Source organism: Gluconobacter morbifer G707 (genome assembly GCF_000234355.1).
GTDB lineage: Bacteria > Pseudomonadota > Alphaproteobacteria > Acetobacterales > Acetobacteraceae > Gluconobacter > Gluconobacter morbifer.
In genome coordinates this window covers 276,063-297,771 of the sequence record NZ_AGQV01000001.1, presented here as the reverse complement: position 1 = coordinate 297,771, position 21,709 = coordinate 276,063, and the positions used below count along the sequence as shown (strand labels likewise).

23 protein-coding genes and 1 tRNA gene are annotated in these 21,709 nt (G+C 62.9%); 15 read left to right on the top strand and 9 right to left on the bottom strand.

The annotated features are described in order from the left end of the window. Window positions 1-5 precede the first annotated feature (5 nt). The gene (gene rimP, locus GMO_RS01295; RefSeq protein WP_008850432.1) at window positions 6-617 is read right to left on the bottom strand and encodes a ribosome maturation factor RimP; all 612 of its coding nucleotides are present in this window, start codon (window positions 615-617) and stop codon (window positions 6-8) included. A gap of 245 nt (window positions 618-862) precedes the next feature. On the opposite strand from rimP, the gene GMO_RS01290 reads away from it, so the two are divergent. Genes GMO_RS01290 through GMO_RS01280 form a run of 3 tightly spaced genes read left to right on the top strand, consistent with a single transcriptional unit; the run spans window position 863 to window position 3,694 of the window. Beyond that, window positions 863-1,462 (top strand): hypothetical protein, encoded by a 600-nt coding sequence (locus GMO_RS01290; RefSeq protein WP_008850431.1) that lies wholly within the window; start codon window positions 863-865, stop codon window positions 1,460-1,462. 33 nt (window positions 1,463-1,495) lie between these two features. Continuing rightward, on the top strand, window positions 1,496-2,746 hold the full coding sequence (locus GMO_RS01285; RefSeq protein ID WP_040507614.1) for an AAA family ATPase: 1,251 nt from the start codon (window positions 1,496-1,498) through the stop codon (window positions 2,744-2,746). A gap of 3 nt (window positions 2,747-2,749) precedes the next feature. Next, window positions 2,750-3,694, top strand: a complete 945-nt coding sequence (locus tag GMO_RS01280; RefSeq protein WP_008850429.1) for a hypothetical protein — start codon at window positions 2,750-2,752, stop codon at window positions 3,692-3,694. A 79-nt stretch (window positions 3,695-3,773) separates the two neighbouring features. On the opposite strand, the gene GMO_RS01275 is transcribed toward GMO_RS01280, so the two are convergent. Together GMO_RS01275 and GMO_RS01270 are read right to left on the bottom strand one after the other, a co-directional pair. Beyond that, entirely contained in the window at window positions 3,774-5,339 is a 1,566-nt protein-coding gene (locus GMO_RS01275; protein ID WP_040507332.1) for an ABC transporter substrate-binding protein/permease, read from the bottom strand. Then, window positions 5,339-6,130, bottom strand: a complete 792-nt coding sequence (locus GMO_RS01270; RefSeq protein WP_280985113.1) for an amino acid ABC transporter ATP-binding protein — start codon at window positions 6,128-6,130, stop codon at window positions 5,339-5,341. Before GMO_RS01270 ends, GMO_RS01275 begins: the two co-directional genes overlap by 1 nt. A gap of 293 nt (window positions 6,131-6,423) precedes the next feature. Here GMO_RS01270 and ccmA point away from each other — a divergent pair, with 293 nt between their 5' ends. The 5 genes from ccmA to GMO_RS01245 all read left to right on the top strand — a co-directional run bounded on the left by ccmA (window position 6,424) and on the right by GMO_RS01245 (window position 10,217). Continuing rightward, window positions 6,424-7,053, top strand: a complete 630-nt coding sequence (gene ccmA, locus GMO_RS01265) for a heme ABC exporter ATP-binding protein CcmA (protein WP_008850426.1) — start codon at window positions 6,424-6,426, stop codon at window positions 7,051-7,053. Next, the gene (ccmB, locus tag GMO_RS01260) at window positions 7,050-7,715 is read left to right on the top strand and encodes a heme exporter protein CcmB (protein WP_008850425.1); all 666 of its coding nucleotides are present in this window, start codon (window positions 7,050-7,052) and stop codon (window positions 7,713-7,715) included. The genes ccmA and ccmB overlap by 4 nt, the downstream gene beginning before the upstream one ends. 295 nt (window positions 7,716-8,010) lie before the next feature. Then, window positions 8,011-8,208 (top strand): hypothetical protein, encoded by a 198-nt coding sequence (locus GMO_RS01255; protein ID WP_139064336.1) that lies wholly within the window; start codon window positions 8,011-8,013, stop codon window positions 8,206-8,208. 102 nt (window positions 8,209-8,310) lie between these two features. Next, window positions 8,311-9,465, top strand: coding sequence for a CrcB family protein (locus tag GMO_RS13685; protein WP_008850423.1), 1,155 nt, complete (start codon window positions 8,311-8,313; stop codon window positions 9,463-9,465). 173 nt (window positions 9,466-9,638) lie between these two features. After that, window positions 9,639-10,217 (top strand): YqaA family protein, encoded by a 579-nt coding sequence (locus tag GMO_RS01245; RefSeq protein ID WP_008850422.1) that lies wholly within the window; start codon window positions 9,639-9,641, stop codon window positions 10,215-10,217. Window positions 10,218-10,280: 63 nt separating this feature from the next. Here GMO_RS01245 and GMO_RS01240 read toward each other — a convergent pair whose 3' ends face one another. After that, on the bottom strand, window positions 10,281-12,206 hold the full coding sequence (locus GMO_RS01240; RefSeq protein ID WP_040507331.1) for a transglycosylase SLT domain-containing protein: 1,926 nt from the start codon (window positions 12,204-12,206) through the stop codon (window positions 10,281-10,283). A 207-nt stretch (window positions 12,207-12,413) separates the two neighbouring features. Continuing rightward, window positions 12,414-13,229, bottom strand: coding sequence for a uracil-DNA glycosylase (locus GMO_RS01235; protein WP_008850420.1), 816 nt, complete (start codon window positions 13,227-13,229; stop codon window positions 12,414-12,416). A 53-nt stretch (window positions 13,230-13,282) separates the two neighbouring features. Between GMO_RS01235 and GMO_RS01230 the strand changes: the two genes are divergently transcribed. After that, the gene (locus tag GMO_RS01230) at window positions 13,283-15,058 is read left to right on the top strand and encodes a tetratricopeptide repeat protein (RefSeq protein WP_008850419.1); all 1,776 of its coding nucleotides are present in this window, start codon (window positions 13,283-13,285) and stop codon (window positions 15,056-15,058) included. After that, a complete protein-coding gene (locus tag GMO_RS01225; protein WP_008850418.1) occupies window positions 15,055-15,954 on the top strand; it encodes a 4-(cytidine 5'-diphospho)-2-C-methyl-D-erythritol kinase in 900 nt (299 codons plus the stop codon). Before GMO_RS01230 ends, GMO_RS01225 begins: the two co-directional genes overlap by 4 nt. A gap of 290 nt (window positions 15,955-16,244) precedes the next feature. Here the strand turns inward: GMO_RS01225 and GMO_RS14925 are convergent, their stop codons facing one another. Next, on the bottom strand, window positions 16,245-16,343 hold the full coding sequence (locus tag GMO_RS14925) for a hypothetical protein (RefSeq protein WP_175282559.1): 99 nt from the start codon (window positions 16,341-16,343) through the stop codon (window positions 16,245-16,247). Further along, entirely contained in the window at window positions 16,322-17,338 is a 1,017-nt protein-coding gene (locus GMO_RS01215) for a retroviral-like aspartic protease family protein (RefSeq protein ID WP_008850416.1), read from the bottom strand. Before GMO_RS01215 ends, GMO_RS14925 begins: the two co-directional genes overlap by 22 nt. 219 nt (window positions 17,339-17,557) lie before the next feature. Here GMO_RS01215 and GMO_RS01210 point away from each other — a divergent pair. After that, a tRNA-Asp gene (locus GMO_RS01210) sits at window positions 17,558-17,634 on the top strand. A 93-nt stretch (window positions 17,635-17,727) separates the two neighbouring features. Further along, a complete protein-coding gene (locus GMO_RS01205) occupies window positions 17,728-18,075 on the top strand; it encodes a DUF3147 family protein (RefSeq protein ID WP_008850415.1) in 348 nt (115 codons plus the stop codon). A gap of 4 nt (window positions 18,076-18,079) precedes the next feature. Here the strand turns inward: GMO_RS01205 and GMO_RS01200 are convergent, their stop codons facing one another. After that, window positions 18,080-18,847, bottom strand: coding sequence for an ABC transporter ATP-binding protein (locus GMO_RS01200; protein WP_008850414.1), 768 nt, complete (start codon window positions 18,845-18,847; stop codon window positions 18,080-18,082). Between the two features lie 3 nt (window positions 18,848-18,850). Then, a complete protein-coding gene (locus GMO_RS01195) occupies window positions 18,851-19,690 on the bottom strand; it encodes an ABC transporter permease (RefSeq protein WP_008850413.1) in 840 nt (279 codons plus the stop codon). 122 nt (window positions 19,691-19,812) lie between these two features. Here GMO_RS01195 and queE point away from each other — a divergent pair, with 122 nt between their 5' ends. From queE to GMO_RS01180, 3 genes are read left to right on the top strand one after another with little or no spacing between them, the layout of a single operon-like run. After that, window positions 19,813-20,454, top strand: coding sequence for a 7-carboxy-7-deazaguanine synthase (gene queE / locus GMO_RS01190; RefSeq protein WP_040507607.1), 642 nt, complete (start codon window positions 19,813-19,815; stop codon window positions 20,452-20,454). After that, on the top strand, window positions 20,451-21,167 hold the full coding sequence (gene queC / locus GMO_RS01185; protein WP_008850411.1) for a 7-cyano-7-deazaguanine synthase QueC: 717 nt from the start codon (window positions 20,451-20,453) through the stop codon (window positions 21,165-21,167). The genes queE and queC overlap by 4 nt, the downstream gene beginning before the upstream one ends. Beyond that, window positions 21,164-21,700: a 6-pyruvoyl trahydropterin synthase family protein gene (locus GMO_RS01180; RefSeq protein WP_008850410.1), complete on the top strand. Its 537-nt coding sequence runs from the start codon at window positions 21,164-21,166 to the stop codon at window positions 21,698-21,700. Before queC ends, GMO_RS01180 begins: the two co-directional genes overlap by 4 nt. Window positions 21,701-21,709: the final 9 nt, after the last annotated feature.

Below are 21,709 nucleotides of genomic sequence, written 5' to 3'. Positions count from 1 at the left end.
GGTCATCACTTCTTCCCCGGCTTCTTGGGATTCAGTTTGGGAACACGGCGCTCTTCCTCGCCGTCTTCATCCTGCGTGGTGACACCCGCAAGGGTGGCACTTGCCTCGATCAGCGCATCGGTCAGGACCAGACGGGCCTTGCGGATATCCACCAGAGGCAGTTCCGCTTCGCTTCCGTCGTCCAGACGAATCAGCGCCTTGCCATCGCGCGCGCCCAGCACGGTACCGGAAAAGCGGCGGCGGCCGTTCAGGGGAACATCCAGCTCCGCCTTGGCAAGGTGCCCGGCGAATCGCTCCCAGTCCTTGGCGCGTGTCAGCGGACGGTCGATTCCAGCGGAAGAGACCTCCAGCATCCATGCCCCCGGAATGGGATCATCCACATCGAGAATGGCGCCAGCGGCATGACTGATCTGCTCGCAGTCTTCTACCGAAATCAGGGAGCCATCGGCCTTGTCCGCCATGATCTGGATGGTCGGCGTATCGCGCCCCAGAACCGACAGGCGCACGAGTTCGTACCCCAGATCCAGCAGAGTCGGCGCAATGCGCTCCGCGATACGGGCTTCCAGTCCCGTCAGGTGGGGAAGGTCGATGTCGGAAGTGGGATGCTGTTGAGCCAAGACAAAAAAGGCGGCCCGTCAGGGCCACCCCCCGATAAGAGCGGAAGATGAATGGAATGCGTCTTATGTAGGTCACCTGCGATACCGACGCAAGAGGAGCCTGACGTCTTTGGAAATGTTCCCCTTCTCAGAGCCGGTGTGAAAAATACCTGTGCCCAAAACCACCGAGTCGAAAGATTTGTTTACACTTCTGTAAGGGTAAGCCTCTTGCCTTGATGCAGCCCAGAGAGTGAGATGAGAGCATAATGACTTCTCAGCCCGAGCCCCGCCCCCAACCGCTTCCTGACGAGTCTGCCAGCCACAGCAAGGCAGCATGGGCAGGCGGTGGCCTGCTGGCCGCCCTGACGGTCGGTGCCGGCGCCTTTTTTTATTCGCATGGCGCACCTTCTCCCGCGCCCGCCCCGGCGCCACCGGGACATAATGCCCCCGCCAGCAACACACCGACCCTGACTGCGGCGGCCCAGCTCTCCATGCTTCCTCCCGCCAAAGCCCGTACCGCGCTGGCCCGCACGGGCTTCAGCGCGGATGAACAGGCCCGTATCCTGGCGGCCGTAAAGCGGGGGGAGATGCGGCTGGTGGAAATGCCGGTCCTCGATGCGGCGGGACAGGTTGGACAGACCATCGACGTCACGGTCTCGGGCCTGACACAGCGGGTGGTGCTGACCGGCAAGTTCCAGCATCTGGTCCTGCCTATTGCAGAGGCTGGCCAGATCACCATCGCACCTGTAACAATGCCCCACGCCCCGGCCCTGACCATTGGCGCCCTGACCGCGCTTGGACCGGAAGTGCTGCCCAGTCTGACGGCGCTTGACCAGCGCATCCTGCTCAATGTGATCGTGCAGTAAGGAACCCGCCCGGTGTTCAAGTCCATCGTTCCCATGCTCAACCGGGCCATGCCCCTGATGATGGCGGCGTTCCTGATCCTTGCAGTCATTCAGGTCGCGGTCATGCTGCACCTGTCTCTCGACGGGTTCTGGGCTGCCCTTGAATGGGGCCGGCGGTTCTATCTTCCGCTTGCGGGCATTGGAGCGTTGCTGACCGTTTCCGGTCTGGCATATGAAGTTTCAGCGGAAAAACTGGCGCGTCGCGGACTGCGCCGCAGGAAAGGTCTCATCATGGACGTTCTCAGCCGCCTGACAAACCGCGGAGCCCTTGAGGAACTCATGGCCCGCGAACAGCGTGACGCCGTCATCGACGCCGAGGAACTGGCGGCTTCACTGCGCGCCCGTGTCATCGGGCAGGACAGCGTCTGCGAGGACATTGCCCAGCAGTTGCGCCGCCGCCTCGCGCTTCAGGTCCGCGGCAAACCGGTCGGCATCTTTCTGCTCGCCGGCCCTCCGGGAACCGGCAAGACCTATCTGGCCAAACAGATCTCCAAACAGATGGACCGGCCCCTGCTGCATTTCGACATGACGCAGATGTCGAGCCCCCATGCCGCGACACAGCTTTTCGGCTCTCCGAAAGGGTATGTCGGCTCGGATACCTTCGGCAAACTGACCGGAGGCCTCAAGGAACATCCGGACGCCGTGGTCCTCCTCGACGAAATCGAGAAAGCCCATCCGGACGTTTTCAAGAAATTCCTGACCGCCTGGAACGACGGCCACGTCACAGAAGCCTCCACCGGCGAGCAGGTTTCCACGACGCGCGCCATTTTCATGCTGACCTCCAACGTCGCGACCGAAGCCCTGACCGAGATTGCGGACCGGCTGGAGAACGAGCCCGAGAAAATGCGCGCCGAGTCGGTCGAAGCCCTGCGCAAGTCCGGCTTCGCACCGGAAGTGCTGAACCGTCTGGACCGGATCTTCGTGTTCCGGGCCCTGCGTGGACTGGATCTGGCGCGGGTGGCCGCACTGGAAATCGAGGCCATGATCGAAGGATATGGCCTGCATGTGGAAACCGGCGGCATCGATCCTGTCGTGCTGTTCCAGGTCATGCAGAGACAGAAGAACCTCGGCACCGGCGCCAGCGCGCGCGACCTTGTGCGCTCCATCGAGGATATGGTCAGCGAAAGCCTTATCATTGCCCGGCAGCAGGGCGCCAAGCGCGTGCGTCTCGTTGTGGGGGACGACGGCGTGGTGGCGGAGATCGCCAGCGATACCGAGGCGCAGCTCGGACGGATGAGCCACTAGTTCATGACGGCATTTGGACGACTCTGGCGGCGCGCGCCCCTCTGGCGCACCAGCCTCTGCATGACGGTGGGTGCGCTGGGACTGGCGGCGTTCTACCCCACGCCTGCCCTGAAAAAGGCCATGCCGTGGCTCCCCGGTCATCTTCCGGGCCAGCATCCGTCCGCTTCCGGACCGCAGGGCCCAGGCGGTCCCGGACCGAACGGTCCGGGTGGCAATGCCCCCGACAGCCCCGCAGATCAGGTCGGCATCCCCGATCCGGGCATTACGGAGCGTGGCAGCCTGACCATTGCGGGTCGCATCCTACCGCTTCCGGCCGGTGACTGGCACCCGATCCTGACAGCCCGGAGCGGGCCGAAGGGCGAACTGTCACAACAGGTCCTGGCCCGGACGGACCGGGGCGTCGTCTCTGGCGTGATCGTCGCGCGTGCGACGCAGCAGCCTCTGTCCGCCGACTTTGCGGAGCAACTCGAAACGCCGTGCCATGATGACCGGGACTATGCTTCCCATATCGTCGAAAAGCCCGGCGTATCGCAGGAATGCAGCTATACCAGCAATGCCGTGCTGGCGAACAAGACGGTCAGCACCGATCCGTTCATTACCGCCGCCTTCAACCGGATGCGGACCCTCGGCTTCCCCATCCCGACGCTGATGATCAATGTCGGCTGGTATCATGCTGCGTTCCAAAGCAAGGACAGCGTGAATATCGAGACCGTGGAAACACTGGTCGCCCCCATCGAGGAAGGCTCGCGCCAGCTTCTGGCTCCGCCCCAGTACTGGAACAAGACCGCCATCCACAGCAATCCCGATGCTGCCCGCTTCATCGGGGATCTGGATCGCTGGATGGTGCGCTGGAGTACGGTCCTGCGTCGGGGTTTTGACGGGACGCTCGATCCGCAAACCCTGTCCCCCTCCCTCACCATGGACCCTTCGGCCCCGCGCCCAAGCTGACCAAACCGGGCCGGAGCAGAGCGGCGCACCAGACCTGGACAGCAACCTAGGAAGTACTCCCTCCCGGGAGGCGCCCAGGTCAGTGATGACCGATATGGCCACCCATTCCGCGCCCGAGGCGCCGTTCCGCCATGCGGGCAAGGCGCACGAAAGGCAGGCCCAGCAGCAGATAGGCCGCACCAACCATCAGGCCCGTCCCGAAATAGTCGTAATAGGTGGATGACAGGCGCACATAAGTCTGGCTGAGTTCCGTCAGGGTAATGACGGACACGAGCGAACTGTCCTTCAAAAGCGAAATGAAGTCGTTCGTCATGACGGGAACGACCGTCCGGAAGGCCTGCGGCACGATGACCAGCCGCAGCGCCTGAAAATGCGTCATGTTCAGGGCGATGGCTGCTTCCATCTGTCCGCGCGGCACGGAAAGAAGCCCGGCGCGGTAGTTCTCGGCTTCATAGGCGGCATAGTTCAGGCCGAGCGAAAGAACACCCGCCATGAAAGGCGACAGCCGGATGCCGAACGCCGGCAGACCATAGAAAATGAACAGCACCTGAATCAGCAGCGGTGTTCCGCGCACCACTTCGACATAAATCCCCGCCAGAATCCGCAGCGGAGCCGCACCGTAATGGCGGGATAGCGCCAGCAGCAGACCCAGCGCCACGGCCAGAACCATGGCCAGAGCCGAGACGGCCAGCGTCATCAGCGCGGCCCGGCCAATCAGTGGCAGGAAACTGACATAACGATGCAGGAGCGGCCGCCAGCCATTGCCGGTCGTATCCGCCATGGCGTCCCGATACCGGTTCCATTCCGTCGGCACGATATCCGGCTGACTGGTATCGCCAGTATAGTTCGCCATCAGGGGCGTCCACAGATTCCATCGCGCCAGAATGCGATGAAGCGTCCCGTCATGGATCAGATCACCCAGCACGCCATCCACCTGATCGCGCAGGGCACGGCTGTCCGGCGAAAACGCAATGCCGTATTCCATGCTCCCGATCGGCGCGCCGACCAGTTTCATGTCACTGGAGATGCTGCCGTAATAAAGGGCGATCGGCGCATCAAGCAGGATGGCGTCAAGGCGGCCGTTCCGCAGATCCGAGAACGCATTCGTCTCTTCCTCATAGGACCGGATGGTGGAATCACCCTGCCGGCGCAGCATCCGCTCGGCCATCGTATCCTTGATCGTTCCGACAATATGCCCGCGCAGGGCCTCCAGCGTGTCGAGGCCGTTTTCATCCTTGCGCAGGATGATCCGTTCGCTCGTCACGTAATACGGACGGGAGAACAGGACGGCAGCCTTGTGCTCCGGCGTCATCTCGATGCCATCCAGAACCATGCTGTACATGCCGCGGGAAAGGCCGGGGATCAGTCCGTCCCAGTCATTCTGGATGAAGCGCGCCTTGCGGTGCAGGCGTTCGGCAATGGCATTGACCAGCTCATACTCGAAACCGGTCAGACGCGATTCATGCGCCGGATCATGGAAAACATAAGGAACATTGGCCTCACCGTCCGAGGCCCAGGGCAGATCCGTTGCATTCTGCGCGCCGGGAACAACGACTGTGGAGGCGGAAACAGCCGGAGACTGCGCGTGCAGGGGTGTTACCAGCACAGCAGCCAGCAGGACGAAAAGCACGGGAAGATATTTCATCACAGCAGCGTCCGCAGGAAGCGCCGCGTGCGCCCCTCCTTCGGGTTGGCGAACATGAGGTCAGGATCCCCACTCTCCACGACTTCCCCGCCCTCCACATACAGCACCCGGTCGGAAGCCGCCCGGGCGAAGCGCATGTCATGCGTCACAACGATCTGGGTCATGCCTTCGATGTCGAGTGCACGCATCACGGACAGCACCTCCTCCGAAAGTTCCGGGTCAAGCGCCGAGGTCGGTTCGTCATACAGCATGACGGATGGCTTCATGGCGAGCGCCCGGGCAATGGCCGCGCGCTGCTTCTGCCCCCCCGACAGACTGTCGGGATACCGCTCCTTGGTGCCGCCAAGCCCGACTTTCGTCAGCAGCTCACAGGCGACGGCCTGTGCCTCCTCCCGCGAGACGCCCTTGACGTGCATGGGCGCCATCGTGACGTTGTCGAGAACCGTGCGATGGGGAAAGAGGTTAAAGGCCTGGAACACCATCCCCACATGCGCGCGCAGATGATGGGCCTGTGTCTCGTTCGCCCGGGTCCAGTGCCCGCCGGTACAGGAAACGGTCACATCCTCGATCCGCACGGTCCCGGCATCAGGATGCTCCAGAAAATTGAGACAGCGCAGAAAGGTGGACTTGCCGCAGCCGGACGGACCGATAATCGAAATCAGTTCCCCGCGCTCCACATCGAGCGACAGACCGCGCAGGACTTCGTTCCCTCCAAAGGATTTGACGATTCCACTTGCCTGAAGCACCAGATCAGCCAGTTCCGGACACCCCTTCATAAAGTATGGAGACATTTGGCGAACACACCGCCGGGCCCTCATAACGAACGTCGCGTCCGGTATCGAGACCCTAAATGCGGTCAGGACACATGATTATGCGCTGCTGCGTCTCTTCTGCATCTCGGACAGGACAGCGGCAGGATGCAAGTGAAGATTATCCTTCCGGCCACGCATGACAGGAAACAGGCGGACACACCATCACCACCCATGCTACCCTTCGCGCGGCTTCCAGCTCCTTCGCACTTGCAGAGGCGGCGCGCAGGGTCTCTATACAGGGGTGACCTGAACGGGACAGAGCCGGAACCCAGATGAACAGCCCGCCTGACACACCTCCCACGCCCACGCCGCTTCTCGACGTCCGGGACGTAACCGTTTTCCGTGGAGACAGGCTGGTTCTCGATGATGTGTCCCTCTCCCTTTACGCCGGGGACGCCATGATCCTGACGGGACCGAACGGCGCAGGCAAATCCACCCTGCTGCGCACAATCGCCGGATTGCGCCAGCCAGACGGAGGACAGGTCATCCGCGACGTGGACCTGGCCTGGCTGGGCCATCAGGACGCCCTCAAACCGGGGCTGACCCTGGCGCAGAATCTCGCCATGGCCGAACGGCTGGGCACAGGCAGGATGACGGACACGCTGGAAGCGCTGGACCTCGATACCCTGGCCGATCTCCCGGCCCGCCTCCTGTCGTCCGGGCAGAAGCGCCGCGCCGCTTTCGCCCGGGTCGTGCTGTCCGGTGCCCCTCTGTGGCTGCTAGATGAGCCGACCGTCGGGCTGGACACCGCAAGCATCGAACGGCTCGGCACGATCATGGCCGCGCACCGCGCAAAAGGTGGCGCGATGATCGTGACGACCCACGTGCCCCTGCCGCTGGACAATGTCCGCTCCCACGAACTCCAAACGCTCGCAGATGCCGAGCCGCTCTGGCTGTCATGACCGCCTTTCTGACCCTGATCGACCGTGATCTCCGGCTGGCCCTGCGCTTTGGCGCGGATACGCTGGCGTCCCTGCTGTTCTTCATCCTGTGTGGCAGCCTCTTTCCGCTGGCGCTCGGCCCCTCGCCTGATCTCCTGCGCCATATGGGACCAGGCATCGTCTGGGTCTGTGCGCTGCTGGCCTGCCTCCTGCCACTGGACAGGCTTTTCGGCTCGGAACTGGAGGACGGATCGCTCGACCTGCTGATGCTGACGGGCCTGCCGCCCGCCGCCGTGGCGCTGGCCAAGATGGTGGCGCACTGGCTGACGACGGGCCTACCGCTGCTGATCGCTAGCATTCCGCTCGGGATCATGCTGGGGGTCAAGGGAACGGAACTTCCCCTGCTTCTGCTGGGCCTGACGCTCGGGACGATGTGCCTGTCGCTGCTGGGCGGCATGGCGGCGTCCATCGTGCTGGGCGCCCGCCGGGGCGGCGTCCTGCTGCCGCTGCTGGTCCTGCCGCTGGCAACACCGGTGCTGATCTTCGGCGCGGCATCCGCCTATGCCGGTCAACTGGGCACCTCTCCCGCCGCCAGTCTTGACCTGCTTGGGGCGTGCCTGATGGCGTGTCTGCCCCTCTGCCCTCTGGCAGCCGGACAGGGACTGAAAGCCGCTGTCGGATAAACCATCCGAAGCACTCTGACGGAACGGACGTAACGCGACAGAGGACCACGGTCATTTCACACTCAGGCCCCTTCCTGCCGCACCGTCCGTTCTTCCCGTCGCTTAAATCCTGCCTGAGCACCGCAGCCGCCAGACAGGACGGAAACTGACAGTCCATGCACCCCCGTTCAGCACCCGCCAGTCGGTATAAAGCCTGCCACTGGCTGATGGCGGAGACCGAAGCCCTGCCCGCCACGCCAATCCCGGAAGCCCACGCGACCAAGATAGGCTCCCGAAAGAATCCCACAGGATGAACATGGACCGCATCAGAACAGCGGAAAACCGGCGGGTCGGGAACCGGAACATTTCCCCGGAAACCACAGCGGAAAACATGCCGGTCGCGCCCCTCAACGGCCCGAAGCTGGAAACCGCCATCTCTCGCTTCCGCAGACAGAGAACCGAACATCCGCGGCATGAACTGACGCCCGGCGTCCCGTCCTCCAGCCCCGGCTGACAGACCAGACCGGTCTCTCCGTCCGTAGCGGGCGGCGAGGTTGCACCCTGTCCCAAAAGCCGTCATTTTTATTCCCCTGCTAAAACGCCGGGAAAAAAGAACATGCTACAGACCTATCTGCTGATTGCGCTTGGGGGCGCCATCGGAAGCGTCGGGCGCGCATGGGTCGGCGCCGTTCTGGCCCCGGTGACGGGATCAGCCCTTCCCTGGCCAACAGTCTTCATCAACATCGTCGGTTCGTTCATCATTGCCTATGTCGGAATGCTGACGGCGGCGGACAGCCGCTTCGCAGGTTCACCGGAACTGCGGGCCTTCCTGATGGTCGGAATCTGCGGTGGTTTCACGACCTTCTCCTCCTTCACACAGCAGACCCTCGATCTCCTGCGGGATGGACGCCCGGCCGCCGCGTTCGGGAATATCGTCCTCTCCGTCATGGCCTGCCTTCTCGCCGCCATGGCAGGATACGCCCTCGCGACCCAGACCCGTGTTTCCGGCCTGGCATCGCCCACCCGCACCGCTTCCCTCACGTCTCCGGTCCCCACGGTACTGGCGCTTCGCGATCCCCGGACGGCAGAAGGTACCCTGCGCTCCGTGCGGACCCTTGTAGGACCACAAAGCCCGATCGGTCTGTTGGCTTTCGACACGCCACTGGAAGACAACCCTCTTCTGGACAACACGGAATCCTTCAGTTCCATTCTCTCCCCGGCCCGGCTGCGAACCATGAAGCAGCAGAACAGTCTGTGGAGCGAAAGCCTGAAAGAGCGGCTGCGCCCGGCAGGACAGCCCGTTTCATGGACGGAGGTCCGGGGCGACGGATCCACCGTCGTGCAGGAACAGGCCCGTACGGCCGGCCTGGTCGTGCTGGAACATGACCCCGTTCACACCCACTATGCCCGGCGTCGTCTGGCCGCTTCCCTTCTGCGGGCCAGCCGCCCGACTCTCCTGCTCCCCGCGGGGCGTCAGAGCGATATTGGCCGCTCCATCGCCCTGATAACGCACCCCGAAGACCGGGCATCCATGGAAACCGTGTTGGCCCCCTGGCTGAAGCGGGCCACCTGTACCGGCTGGCATGACCTGCCATCAGACCCGCAGGCCATGACCCGCCTGGTTCAGGATTTTGTCAGCCGCGGCACCGATCTGCTGGCCATCAGCCCGGCCGCAGACTTCCCCCTCCGCTCCGAACTCGTGGATCAGACGCTCGATGGCAGCGGCATGGCACTTCTCTTCATTGCGCGGGATATGCTTCCGCGCGTCTGACAGGCCTGCGGGGGATGCTGTTCCATGAGGGACAGAAAAGGACCGTCCCTTTCGCCCCCCGATACCCACATTGCCGGAAAGCTGCCTCCACCGTCGGACAAAAACACCGATGGATTTGCATCCCGTCGCGGAAACGGTAGGCAGGGGTGCCTACTCCCCGCAGGAAACCCATCGTGTCCGATACCCTTTACCGCCGCTTATCCGAACTTTCCGCCTCTCCCCGCGCGGTCTGGTGGCTGATCGGGATTGCGGTCGCCGAAGCCTCCGTGTTTCCCCTGCCGGTCGATCTCCTGCTGGTTCCCGTCATTCTCAACCAGCGCGAACGGGCCTTTTTCCTCGCCCTGATCTGCACCGTCGCAAGCGTCACGGGCGGTGTTCTGGGATGGGTCCTGGGCGCATTCCTGATGCAGCATATCGGCATGCCGATCGCCCGGTTCTATCACGCTGACCACCGCATTCTGGCGCTTGAAGGCCTGTTCCGGCAATACGGCGTGTGGATCATCCTGGGCAAGGGACTCACACCGCTGCCCTACAAGTTCGTCACACTGGCAGCCGGCGCAGCGCATTATCCGCTTCTGCCTTTCATCGGCGCCAGCATCCTCACGCGCGGAGCGCGTTTCTTTCTGGAAGCCACGCTGCTGAAAGCTTTTGGCGAACCCGTGAAAGTCTTTATCGAAAAACGCCTGACGGTTGTCCTGCTGGTGTCCCTGCTGGCCATTCTGGCAGGCGTGGCACTGGCTGAACTGCTCTGATCCCGCCGGACACCAGTTCCGCGTATTAAAAAACCCGGCTCAGGGCCGGGTTTTTTCAGTTCGTCAGTTCAAAGCCAGAGAGCTAGTCGCGAGCGCCTGCTCCTCCCCGAAGGACGGCCATTCAAACCGGCTCAGGGCTTTCAGGGACGGTGAGGCCAGCCCCATCCGGTGCGCATACAGCCAGGTATAGGCCAGCGCATGATGGACATAGTCGCGCGTTTCCCCATTGGGGAGCGTCTCCATGAAGAAGAGAGGATCATGCATGTCCTGGCCCTGCACACTTTCCCACCGCGCCAGAGCACCGGGCCCCGCATTATAGGAAGCCAGAACACGCACCAGATCTCCGCCTTCGGGATGCGCCGGATCAGTGGCGGAAACGCGGGCGGACTGGTTCGCCAGATACAGGACGTAAAGCTGCCCGATCTCCAGATTGGAAGAGGGATTGTGCAGGCGGCTCACCATGTCTGTCGGGATGTTGATGATCGTCATGCCATGGGCGTCATAGCTTATATGACTGGCCGTCACGAAGCTGGCCGTCACGGGACGAATCTGCATGAGGCCATGCGCCCCCGCTCCGGATGTCGCCGCCGGGTCGAAATTCGATTCCACCCGTGTCAGCGCGTAAACCAGCGCAGGATCCATGCGGAAACCATGACTGGGCCGCAGACGCGGCATGGGCAGGGACATCGCGGACGGAGGCTGCATTGCCCCACCCATGATCAGAGACGCAAGCTGCTCGGACAGATCCTCGAACCCCGCGGCCTGAGCCACGAGCTGGAGAGAACGTGCCCGCGCACTGTCCGCCGCGACATCCACCCACATGCGCCGGATCAGGGCCTCGCCACGGGCGCGCTCACCAATCTGGAGCAGCGCGAAAAGCTGCCGTCCCTGTGGCAGAGCATTGATGGCCTCGACATCGATTTCCGCCAGAACCGGGGTCGGCTCGTGAAGCGTGACCTCAATCTTGGTGCCCGGCAGACGCGCATGACCGTGCCGTCCCTGTTCGAGGGTCTGGGCAGCCAGCAGGCCATAGAACGTTTCATGATGGATGGCCGCGCGATGCAGCCAGGCGACATATCCTGCCATGGCGTGGCGCCGCCCCTCTGCCCGCGCCGCCCAGAACGCGGCGGCGGCTTTCAGATCAGGCGGGGTGAGAGGCGCATTCGCCGCGGACTGGAACAGATCATAGGCCGCATCGACATGTCCGGCACGCCAGGCCGCCAGCGCAGCGACATAGGCCGGAAGCCCGACCTGATGCGCTCCACGTTCAAACCCGGCGCATCCCTGCCGCAGCGCAGTCTCCGCCTCGCCCTGGGACAACATCCCGAGCGCGACTTCGCCATAAAGCTGGGCAGTATAATCCGGGGTCATCCCCGGCGTGACATCCACAAGATGCAGGGCGCTGGCCGCCCCCTTGAGCCCCCACGAAATCCGTTCCTGAACTGTGCGGTCCAGCAGCGGGTTGCGGGTGAACGCATGGGCCAGCGGGTCCGGAGCAGGAGACGTGACATGCACGTTTTCCGGCCGGGCATCAGGTGCCAGAGGCTGAATGTAGGACTGGAGCGTCACGGAACCGGCAGGAGCCGTTTTCACGAGCAGCGCCTGAACGGCGTTGGCGTCCGGATTGCTGGAATAGTTTTTCAGCCAGTCGCGGAGCTGGTCCGCGGCAGGGTGGGCGCCGGGCGCCAGATAGCGCTCGGCCAGAACATCCCCGAACAGGACGTGATCACTCACCAGGCGCATCTGCTCCTGCGCGGTTCGAAGATCACCGTCACGCTGGGACCGGAAGATCAGGCGGTACCGGCTGGCCACGGCGGCGCTCAGGGGATGCGGCAGGGACACGGCCCCGTCGCCACCCAGCGCCGGACGGACCTCGGCAAAAGCCGTCTCGTCGCTCGTCCCACCCGGCTGGGGCGGAAAATTCCGAGCGCCTTCGGCTCTTGCCGGGGAAAATGTTCCGCCGGCCAGAATCAGCACGCTCACTAGCATGGCACGAGCGGTACTTCCTGAAATGAAAGGGGTTATCCTTCGCATAGCAGGCGGGTGCTACCTGCTTTCGAGTGGCTTGGCAAGATTTTGTTAATCAGCCCACAACCTCGGACTGGGCCATGATAACGAGCCGAACCGAAACAATCCAGTGGCAAACAGCGGTTTCAAGAGACTTTTTTGCGTTTTCGGACAGTTTTTTTATGGAGTTTATCCGGACACAGGAAGTCCCGTTTCTGAAGGGCGGACTCTGTCCATCAGAAGCAGCAGATCCTGCCATGCATTCCGCCGCGCAGCGGGGCTGGCGGAAAGCTGAAGCGGGTGCCGCATGGGCAACAGGGGCAGCAGCTCCGGACATCCGGGAATCGACACCTCCGCCCACCGCCCCCGCATGCGGTTGAGCATGGCCTGCTCCCCCAGAAGCATCTTCAGGGGCGTTGCCCCCATCGTCACGAGAACAGGCGGCCGACACAATGCAATCGTCCGCAGCAGCAGAGGGCGACAGGCCCGCATTTCCTGTTCCGTGGCGCTGCGCCCTCCGGGAGGGCGCCAGGGGATGGCGGGCGCCATGGACAGCATGTCCCGCGTCAGCCCGACCGAGGACAGCATGGCATCCAGCAGCACACCCGCCCGCCCGGCGAACAGCGTTCCCGAACGGTCCTCAGCCGCATCCGGCGTTTCACCGACCAGCATGAACGGCGCATCCGCAACAGAAAGCGGTTCCAGCCGATGGGTCGCCGTCCGCGCCAGGAACAGGTCATCAAGCGCCTCGCTGAGCCGAATCAGGGTGGGCAGGTCAGGAGCCTGCTCCAGCGCAACATCCTTTTCCGCAGGACGGGCTGTCCGGACCGGACCTGCCCCGGCTGATGGCCCGCCCGCGGGAACCGGACGCGGCGGCAGGCTACGGGGGGCTTCGGCAAGGCGGTCGATCGGCGTTTCCGAAAGAACTTCATCCACACCCCACTCGTATTGCAGTTGCAGCGCGGCAAGGAGTTCGGCCCGGCTCGGAACAGGCTGGGGCGTCATGAAGAATCCGTTCTGTTGGCGTATGACCCCAAGAGGTCTAGAGTCCCTTCATTATGCAGATCACGCGCCGCTGGCCCAGATCATTTCAGGTTTTTTCACCCTCTCTGCGCGGAGGGCTGGCTGCACTCGCCCTCTCCGGCATGGCAGTCCCGGCTTTCGGCGGGAGCGCTCTGGCCGCGCTCCCGCCCGCGACGCTGCCGCTCATTGATCCGGCGCACTCCCTGACGGGCTGGACGCTCGCGGCGACGGTCATGATGCAGCGCGGGGAGATCGACGCAGCCGATCAGGCGCTCTCTCACGCCCTTGAACTGTCCCCCCGCAGCCTCCCCCTGCGGGAAGACGCCATGCGCTACGCCGCCATGGCGGGCAAGCAGAAGGAAGCCGTCTCGTTGGCGGAAAGCCTGCCCGGCGGGGATCTCGCCACGCTGATTCTGGCGCAGAACGCCTTCGCCAGCCAGGACTGGACAAAACTGCGCTCCATCCTCAGCCATGACAGCCATCACGGCCCCCTCATGGCTGTCGCCGCACCGGCTCTCCTGGCCTGGATGACAGTAGCGGAAGGTGACCCCGCAAAGGCCATCGCGCAGATGGTGGAAGCCTCCGCCCTGCCCTCCACGCGCCGGCTGTATCTCCTGCACGCCGCCATGATGGCCGAGCATCTTCATAACGGCCCACAGGCCGGAATACTCTACCGCAAGACCGGCAGCATACCGGATGATCCCCTGACGCTTCAGGTCCTGTACGCCCAGCTTTACGGCGGCTGGCTGGAACGCAACGGACATCATGACGAAGCCATGGACACGGTCACGGCGCTGGGCGTGACCTCGCCGCTTGCCTCTTTGATGATCACGCCGCTCCAGCACAGTCTGAAGGGACGCCCACCCCCCTCGCCCCGGCAGGGCGCGGCGGTGCTGAACCTCCAGCTGGCCCTGATGCTGACGGATGTCATCCAGGAAAACGGCATGCCGCGCGATCCTGCCATCATCACGCTGCAGCAGGCGCTCTTTCTGGACCCTTCCCTGACGGTCGCACGCATTTTCCTCGCCGACACATTCCGTGACGGCAACCAGATCTCCAAGGGGCTGGCGGAACTTGACCAGATTCCCACCGACAACCCGCTGGCAGGTCTCGCCGCGCAGGAACGCATCAATCTCGCCATCCGCTCCAACGACCCCAACCTCCAGCAGGAAGCGCTTCACCGCGCGCTCGCCCTGTTGCCGGGCAATCCGGATTTCCTGGTCCAGCTTGCGGAAGTCGAAGATCAGATGGGCCATCATGCGGAAGCGATCACACTCTATACGCAGGCCCTCAAGGCCTCCCCGCCCCGGAAGGATATCCTGTGGCCACTGCTGATCGGACGGGCCATGGCGGCAGAGGAAAGCGGCAACTGGGCCATGACGCAGGATGACATGAAGCATGCCCTTGAAATGGCGCCGGATCAGCCGGAAGTCCTGAATTTCGTGGGATATGCCAATATCGAGCACAACGTGGACGGCGACCATGCCCTCTCGCTCCTCAAGCGCGCCGTCGAACTGCAGCCCAATGACGCCTCCATACAGGACAGCTACGCCTGGGCCCTCCTGAAATACAGGGCGGACCTGAAAACCGCCCTGCCCCTCATCATCCAGGCCGCCGAACACGCCCCTAACGATCCGGAAATCGGCTATCATCTTGGCGTGGCATACTGGTATCTGGGCCGGCAGATGGAAGCCGAAGACCAGTGGAACCAGTCCCTCAACGATAATCCCCAGCCGCAGGACCGCACCCTCATCCTGAATGCCCTGCAGCATGGCGGCCCTCACCTTGCAGCCTTCGAGCGGAGCAGATGACCCTTACCCACGACACCGCCCACGCCAAGATCAACCTTTTCCTTCATGTGACGGGCCGCCGGGCGGATGGCTACCACCTTCTGGACAGTCTGGCAGTCTTCGCCGGCGCGGCGGATGAGGTCCGCATCGGGAATACGGCGGAGCGCATGTCCCTCTCGCTCGGCGGTCCGTTCGGGGCCGGTCTTGAAGCGGATGACAATAACCTCGTCCTGCGTGCGGCCCGCGCCCTTCAGGAGAAGACAGGCCAAACGGAATCCTTTCACCTGTCGCTGGAAAAGGCCCTGCCCGTTTCATCGGGAATCGGCGGAGGATCGGCGGATGCAGCCGCCACGCTCCGCCTTCTGGCGGCGCGCTGGGGTGTGCGTCGCAATGCGCTCTTCCCCCTTGCTGAAACACTGGGAGCGGATGTGCCCGTCTGCGTGTCCCAGACCGCAACACGGATGCAGGGTATCGGGGAAATCCTGAAACCCGCCCCCGTTCTTCCGTCCGCAGGCCTTCTGCTGGTCAATCCGGGCGTGGGAATCTCCACGCCGGATGTCTTCCGCGCCTTCGCGGCGGGTGGCGGCATCGTGACACGCCCCTATCCCGTTCTCCCGGACCGGTGGGACACGGCCACCGCCATGGTCGCGGATCTGAAGCGGACAACCAACGACCTTCAGGCCCTGGCCGTCAGCCACTGCCCGGTCATCGGGACGGTTCTGGACGCGATCGCACACCAGGACACCTGCCTCTTGGCCCGGATGAGTGGCTCGGGCGCAACATGCTTCGGGGTTTTCGCCACACCGGACGATGCGAAAGCAGCTGAAAAATCCATCAAATTATCGGATACGGCATCAGCGTGGTGGACATGGGCCGGCGCTTTCCACCAGAATGACTCCACCGCCGAAAAAGCGTGAAGGACAAAGAGCATGTCAGGACCGCGTATGCAGGTCACCCGCTCGGAAGACGGACAGAAAATCCTTCTTTCCTTTCTGGAAAACAGCGGATTGACCGGCAGCATTGAACTTGATGAAAACCAGCTGGGCCAGTTGATCACCAGCCTCGGCGCAGCCCATGCCAGCCTGATGGAAGGCAAAACACTCCCCCCCATTACAGGCGCACGCTTCAATCCCGTCTACAAAACGAACTGGGCCCTTCAGATCGACACACTGACGGAAGGCTCGCTGCTGGCATTCCAGCATCCGGCCTATGGTCCCGTCGGCGTGGTCTTCGGTCCGAAGGACACCGACCAGCTCATCAGCGGGCTCCAGAAGCACAAGACCATCATCCGCAGCACGCCGGCCACACCCAGCTGACCTTCAGGCCGACTTTCAGGGCCGGGGGCGTAACGCCCCCGGCCTGATCCGTCCCGTCAGCCGGGATGTCCTTGTCATGCTGGAAATAAACCCTGTTCCCGAACCGGGGAATCCAGAGGCGGTAATGCCGCATCAGATCCGCGCCCAGAAGGGCCTCCGCGCCAGGAATGTCCCCTCCCACACTCAGAACGACATCATGAAAGGTCATGTCCCCGATCTGAAGGGTCTGGAAACGGTGGCGATAGATCTTCATCGGATCCCGCGTCATGCCATATCCCGTTGAATACGGGTCCTGTTCCAGCATGGCGTTCGTCACTCCCGCACGATGGGCCGCGGCTCTGGTGACGAGGGTCCGGCTGGCCCCCGTATCCAGCGTGGTCTCGACGCTGCGTCCATTCAGCTTCATGTCCAGCTGAACGGACTGGGGCGGATTTTCCCCCGCAGCCTCATATACCGGCACGGCATGGACAGGCCCGCTCCAGGCCGGCGTGGCGGAGTGACAGCCCCGGGCCGTGACCAGCTCGACCCGGTGACTGGGCATGTCCACGATCGTGTCGTAATTTCTGAGGAAATCGCGTCCGAAGAGCCCCACAATGGGCAGGTCCCCGATATGACCGGGAAATTTCCCGCCGGCGATCATCATGATATTGCTGGCGGAAGACGTGCCCATGTCGAGTTTGTCGACAACCACGACCTGAGCGAATGTATCCCCTCCGACACCATGCACCAGCACGCTGTTTGCGGTGCCCTCGGTGCCCAGTGGTATGGCGTACTGCTCACCGATGATGCTGTTGAACGCCCCCGTATCCACTCCAAGCGCCACGGGATGACCATTGATCGCCGCGCGCACGATCGGCGATCCAACCGTATTCAGCACCGGCATGGTGCCGCTGACGTAAAGCGTGCATTTCTTCGGCTCTTCCGCACAGGCCGCCAGCCCGGCCAGCATAAGCAGAAAAACAGCCGGGTTTCTGAAATGGCGCATGAAGAGTCTGGCTCCTGAACGGGACAATGCTTCGTATCTTTATGTTACAGATATGTTCCATTCCGGGAACTGGCCCGGCAGGAATTTTAGCCAGAAGAGACTTTTTTTGAAAAAGCCTATTGCCACTCCGGCAGTGCCTTGATACATCACCGCCACCGACCGAGAGGACGCCAGACATGGCCCCGAACGGACGGTTACCAGAGATCGCTTCAAGCGATTGCGGGTGTAGCTCAGTTGGTTAGAGCGCCGGCCTGTCACGCCGGAGGTCGCGGGTTCGAGCCCCGTCACTCGCGCCACTCTTCATATTTCCCTGATAGAGTGCGCGTTTTTCTCCCCGAAAAAATCAGTGGTTTCCAGCCCGATGCGCTTTCCCTTACACAAGGGATGCCATGTTTTTCGTCTTCAAATGTATCCTGTCCGGGCTGCTGATCGGCTGTGCGTCCACGCTGGCGCGGCGTTATCCCGGTTTCGGAGCGCTTGTGGCGTCCCTGCCGCTTGTCTCGGTCATGGGAATGGCATGGCTCTGGCTGGAAAAACCCGATTCTGCCCTGATGGCGGATCATTCCGCCGCCACCTTCTGGTACGTTCTGCCATCCCTGCCGATGTTCCTGCTGATTCCAGCCCTCCTGCGGGCTGGTGTTCCATTCTGGCTCTGCCTCGGGCTAGGCTGCGCACTGACAGCGGGGCTCTACACCCTCATGACGGTTCTGGCGCCGCGCTTCGGACTGCGGCTGTGACTGATCAGGCTTCCGCCAGATAGGTGGCCAGAACTTCGTCCGGTGTCCCGTCCATCCGGATGCTGCCGTTTTCAAGCCACAGAACCCGCGTGCACCACTTGCGCATCACGTCCGGCTGATGGGTGGACAGCACCAGGATTTCAGCCTGCTGGACCAGTGTCTCCAGCCGAACCTGCGCCTTGTTCATGAACGTCCCGTCCCCGGCAAGGAACCATTCGTCCATCAGGAGGATCTGCGGCGCCGTCGCCGTCGCAAGCCCGAAAGCCAGACGAACTGTCATGCCGGAACTGTAGGCCTTCACGGGAAGATCCATATACGGCCCCAGTTCCGCAAAGGCCTGGACATCCTCATCCACGGCGGCGATCTGCTCGCGGGTTAGCCCTGCATGAAGGCCATGCAGGCGAATGTTCTCACGGCCTGTCAGGTCCATGTTCATGCCCATACTGCCATCCAGCAGCGTGCCGATCGTCCCTTCCAGCCGCACATGGCCGTCCACCGGCTCGTAAATTCCGGCCAGCGCCCGCAGAAGGGTCGTCTTGCCTGCACCGTTGCTGCCGATCAGGCCCAGACGCTCCCCCGGAGAAAGCATAAAGCTGATGTCACGCAGCACGCTCACCACGGTCCTGTCCCGCATGTCCTGCATGAGATGCGCAGCCGGAGAACCGGGACGCAGCTTCGCGATCTTCTGCCCCAGATGTTTTTTCAGGGAGCGGCTCTGCCCATGATAGAGCGGAAAATCGATCCGCAGACGATCGACACTGATCTTGGGCATGATTCAGATCCAGTATGGAATGCGGGCCCGCAGGCGACAGAACAGAACCGTCATCAGCCCCCACAGGCAGATGCTCTGCCCGATGGCCGCCAGCCAGATCGAGGTACGGACATCATGCCCCAGCAGCGGCCCGCGCAGGATTTCCAGAATGGGATAGAACGGGTCCAGCAGAAGGTACTGCCGGCCGGCATAGATCAGGTCCGGCTGCCAGATGACGGGCGTCACGAAAAAGAAGATCTGCATGATGGACGCCATGATCGGCGAAATGTCGCGAAAGCGCGCCCCCAGCATCCCGATCATCATAATGAGGGCAAAGCTGTCCAGCAGCCAGAGGGGCAGACTGACCAGCAGGCTCCAACTTTCCCGCGGCCAGACATGGAAAATGGCGAAGACAACGGCAATCACGACGACATTGTGCAGCAGCGTCAGGATATTGCGCACGATGACCCGGATCACGGGAAGCGTGGCGGGAATCCGCATGGAATGGAACAGGGACGTGCTCTGCGTGAAAACCGTCGTCCCGTCATTCACCACAGCCCCGATATACCCCCACAGCACCAGCGAAAGGGACAGAAACGGCAGATAGTGCTTCAGGTCCATGTGGAACAGGTAGCCGTAGATCAGCCCCATCGCCCCGATCATCACCGCCGTGGAGATCGTCAGCCAGAACGGACCAAGCACCGACCCCCGGTAACGCAGCTTGATGTCCAGCCAGCCCAGCGTCAGGGCGAGCGGCAGCAGCCGGTATCCGGCTTTCAGATCGTCCAGCGCGGCACGGACAAGATCCCAGCCCTTCCGGGGCGCCAGATCAAGCACGGGAGCATGGGATTTGCGGTCTTCCATGCGCTCTCCCTACCATGAAAGACGCCGCTGCCCACCCCCGTCCCCGAATGAAACCTGTGGACTGGAAAAAACACGACGATTTCCCTTGCATCGAACGCCATCCTCGCCGACATCCTGCCCTCATGTCATATGCTGTGAAGGAAATGTTCGCGACCCTCCAGGGCGAGGGCGCGCAGACAGGACGCGCGTCCGTCTTCTGCCGGTTCGCGGGCTGCAACCTGTGGTCCGGGCGCGAGCAGGACCGCGCCACCGCCGCCTGCCGCTTCTGCGATACGGATTTCATCGGAACGGATGGCGAAGGCGGCGCCCGCTTCGGAACGGCCGAAGCCCTCGCCGACGCCATCGAAACCTGCTGGACGGATGCCGCCGATGAATCGGGCCGCCGCTATGTGGTCTTCACCGGCGGCGAGCCCCTGCTCCAGCTTGATGCCCCACTGATCGCCGCCGTCAGGGCACGGAGGTTCGAAATCGCGGTGGAGACGAATGGCACCATTGCCGCGCCGGATGGAATCGACTGGATCTGCGTCAGCCCGAAACCGGGCGGCCCCCTGGTCCAGACAAGCGGCTCGGAACTCAAGCTCGTCCATCCCCAGACAGAGCTTCCGCCCGAGATGTTCACAGCGCTGGACTTCCGTCATTTCTGGCTTCAGCCAATGGATGGACCGGCCAGGGCGGACAATACACAGGCCGCCGTGGCCTATTGCCTGAAACATCCGCAATGGCGCCTCTCGCTCCAAACGCACAAGATGATTGGTATTCCATGAGCAACACCGCACTCGTCCTGTTTTCCGGCGGTCAGGATTCTGCGACCTGCCTGGCCTGGGCCCTCTCCCGTTTCGACCGGGTGGAGACCGTGGGTTATGCATACGGGCAGCGCCATGCGGTGGAACTGGACTGCCGGGAAACCCTGCGCCACGAGATGGCGGCGTTCTCTCCCGAGTGGAAAGCACGTCTGGGCGAGGACCATACAATCGACCTCGCCTCCCTGGGTGCCCTGTCCGACACGGCCCTGACACGGGAAGCGGAGATCGGCTTCAGCGAAAGCGGTCTGCCCAATACCTTTGTCCCCGGACGGAACCTGATCTTTCTGACCTTCGCCGCGGCCCTCGCCTATCGCCGAGGAGCGAAGCACATCGTCACCGGCGTCTGCGAGACGGATTATTCCGGCTATCCCGACTGCCGGGACGATACGATCAAGGCGCTTCAGGTTGCCCTGAACCTCGGCATGGACAGCCGTTTCGTCCTGCATACGCCCCTGATGTGGATTGACAAGGCTCAGACCTGGGATCTGACGGAAGCACTGGGCGGCGCGCCACTGGTCGATCTGATCAACCGGGACAGCCATTCCTGTTACATGGGAGACCGGACGCACCGCCATGACTGGGGCTATGGCTGCGGCGCGTGCCCGGCCTGCAACCTCAGGGCGGAGGGCTGGCGCCGGTATCGTGAAGGCTCCGCACGGAAGGACCCGGCATGACCGCGGAACTCATTTTCACCCGCCGCTTCTGCATGGGGCACCGGCTGATTACCGGCAGCAGCGAGCGCTGCGCCATTCCGCACGGACATAACGAATATGTCCGTGTCACGCTGCGCCCGGCGAAACAGGCGCGGCTGGACGGACATGTGAACATGATCCTGCCCTTCGCCGAGGCCAAGGCCCGCTGGCACGGCTTTGTGGACGAGGCACTGGATCATTCACTCCAGCTTTCGGAGACGGACCCGCTGCTGGCGTGGTTCCGGCAGAACGAGCCACAGCGGGCAGAACGCATCGTCGTAACCCCCGGTGATCCAACAACGGAACTGATGGCCGCGCTCATGCTCGCCAAGCTGACAGCTTTTCTGGCGGATCAGGGCGACATCCTCCGCGTTCATGAGATCGAACTGGAAGAAACGCCCACCAACACCGTCCGGCTGGGCGGCAACCCGCAGCATTACCTGCCGGTGGTGAACCGCCCGGCAAAGGACTGCTGGTGGAACCGGCCGGACCAGAGCATTTCCGACCTTCCCTGACAACGGCCA

Bases quoted from the DNA above. Each gene is read 5' to 3' on its own strand.
- GMO_RS01290 (WP_008850431.1), top strand. From the start codon at position 863: ATGACTTCTCAGCCCGAGCCCCGCCCCCAACCGCTTCCTGACGAGTCT.
- GMO_RS01285 (WP_040507614.1), top strand. From the start codon at position 1,496: ATGCTCAACCGGGCCATGCCCCTGATGATGGCGGCGTTCCTGATCCTT.
- GMO_RS01280 (WP_008850429.1), top strand. From the start codon at position 2,750: ATGACGGCATTTGGACGACTCTGGCGGCGCGCGCCCCTCTGGCGCACC.
- GMO_RS01275 (WP_040507332.1), bottom strand. From the start codon at position 5,339: ATGAAATATCTTCCCGTGCTTTTCGTCCTGCTGGCTGCTGTGCTGGTA.
- GMO_RS01270 (WP_280985113.1), bottom strand. From the start codon at position 6,130: ATGTCTCCATACTTTATGAAGGGGTGTCCGGAACTGGCTGATCTGGTG.
- ccmA (WP_008850426.1), top strand. From the start codon at position 6,424: ATGAACAGCCCGCCTGACACACCTCCCACGCCCACGCCGCTTCTCGAC.
- ccmB (WP_008850425.1), top strand. From the start codon at position 7,050: ATGACCGCCTTTCTGACCCTGATCGACCGTGATCTCCGGCTGGCCCTG.
- GMO_RS01255 (WP_139064336.1), top strand. From the start codon at position 8,011: ATGGACCGCATCAGAACAGCGGAAAACCGGCGGGTCGGGAACCGGAAC.
- GMO_RS13685 (WP_008850423.1), top strand. From the start codon at position 8,311: ATGCTACAGACCTATCTGCTGATTGCGCTTGGGGGCGCCATCGGAAGC.
- GMO_RS01240 (WP_040507331.1), bottom strand. From the start codon at position 12,206: ATGCTAGTGAGCGTGCTGATTCTGGCCGGCGGAACATTTTCCCCGGCA.
- GMO_RS01235 (WP_008850420.1), bottom strand. From the start codon at position 13,229: ATGACGCCCCAGCCTGTTCCGAGCCGGGCCGAACTCCTTGCCGCGCTG.
- GMO_RS01230 (WP_008850419.1), top strand. From the start codon at position 13,283: ATGCAGATCACGCGCCGCTGGCCCAGATCATTTCAGGTTTTTTCACCC.
- GMO_RS01225 (WP_008850418.1), top strand. From the start codon at position 15,055: ATGACCCTTACCCACGACACCGCCCACGCCAAGATCAACCTTTTCCTT.
- GMO_RS01215 (WP_008850416.1), bottom strand. From the start codon at position 17,338: ATGCGCCATTTCAGAAACCCGGCTGTTTTTCTGCTTATGCTGGCCGGG.
- GMO_RS01205 (WP_008850415.1), top strand. From the start codon at position 17,728: ATGTTTTTCGTCTTCAAATGTATCCTGTCCGGGCTGCTGATCGGCTGT.
- GMO_RS01200 (WP_008850414.1), bottom strand. From the start codon at position 18,847: ATGCCCAAGATCAGTGTCGATCGTCTGCGGATCGATTTTCCGCTCTAT.
- GMO_RS01195 (WP_008850413.1), bottom strand. From the start codon at position 19,690: ATGGAAGACCGCAAATCCCATGCTCCCGTGCTTGATCTGGCGCCCCGG.
- queE (WP_040507607.1), top strand. From the start codon at position 19,813: ATGTCATATGCTGTGAAGGAAATGTTCGCGACCCTCCAGGGCGAGGGC.
- queC (WP_008850411.1), top strand. From the start codon at position 20,451: ATGAGCAACACCGCACTCGTCCTGTTTTCCGGCGGTCAGGATTCTGCG.
- GMO_RS01180 (WP_008850410.1), top strand. From the start codon at position 21,164: ATGACCGCGGAACTCATTTTCACCCGCCGCTTCTGCATGGGGCACCGG.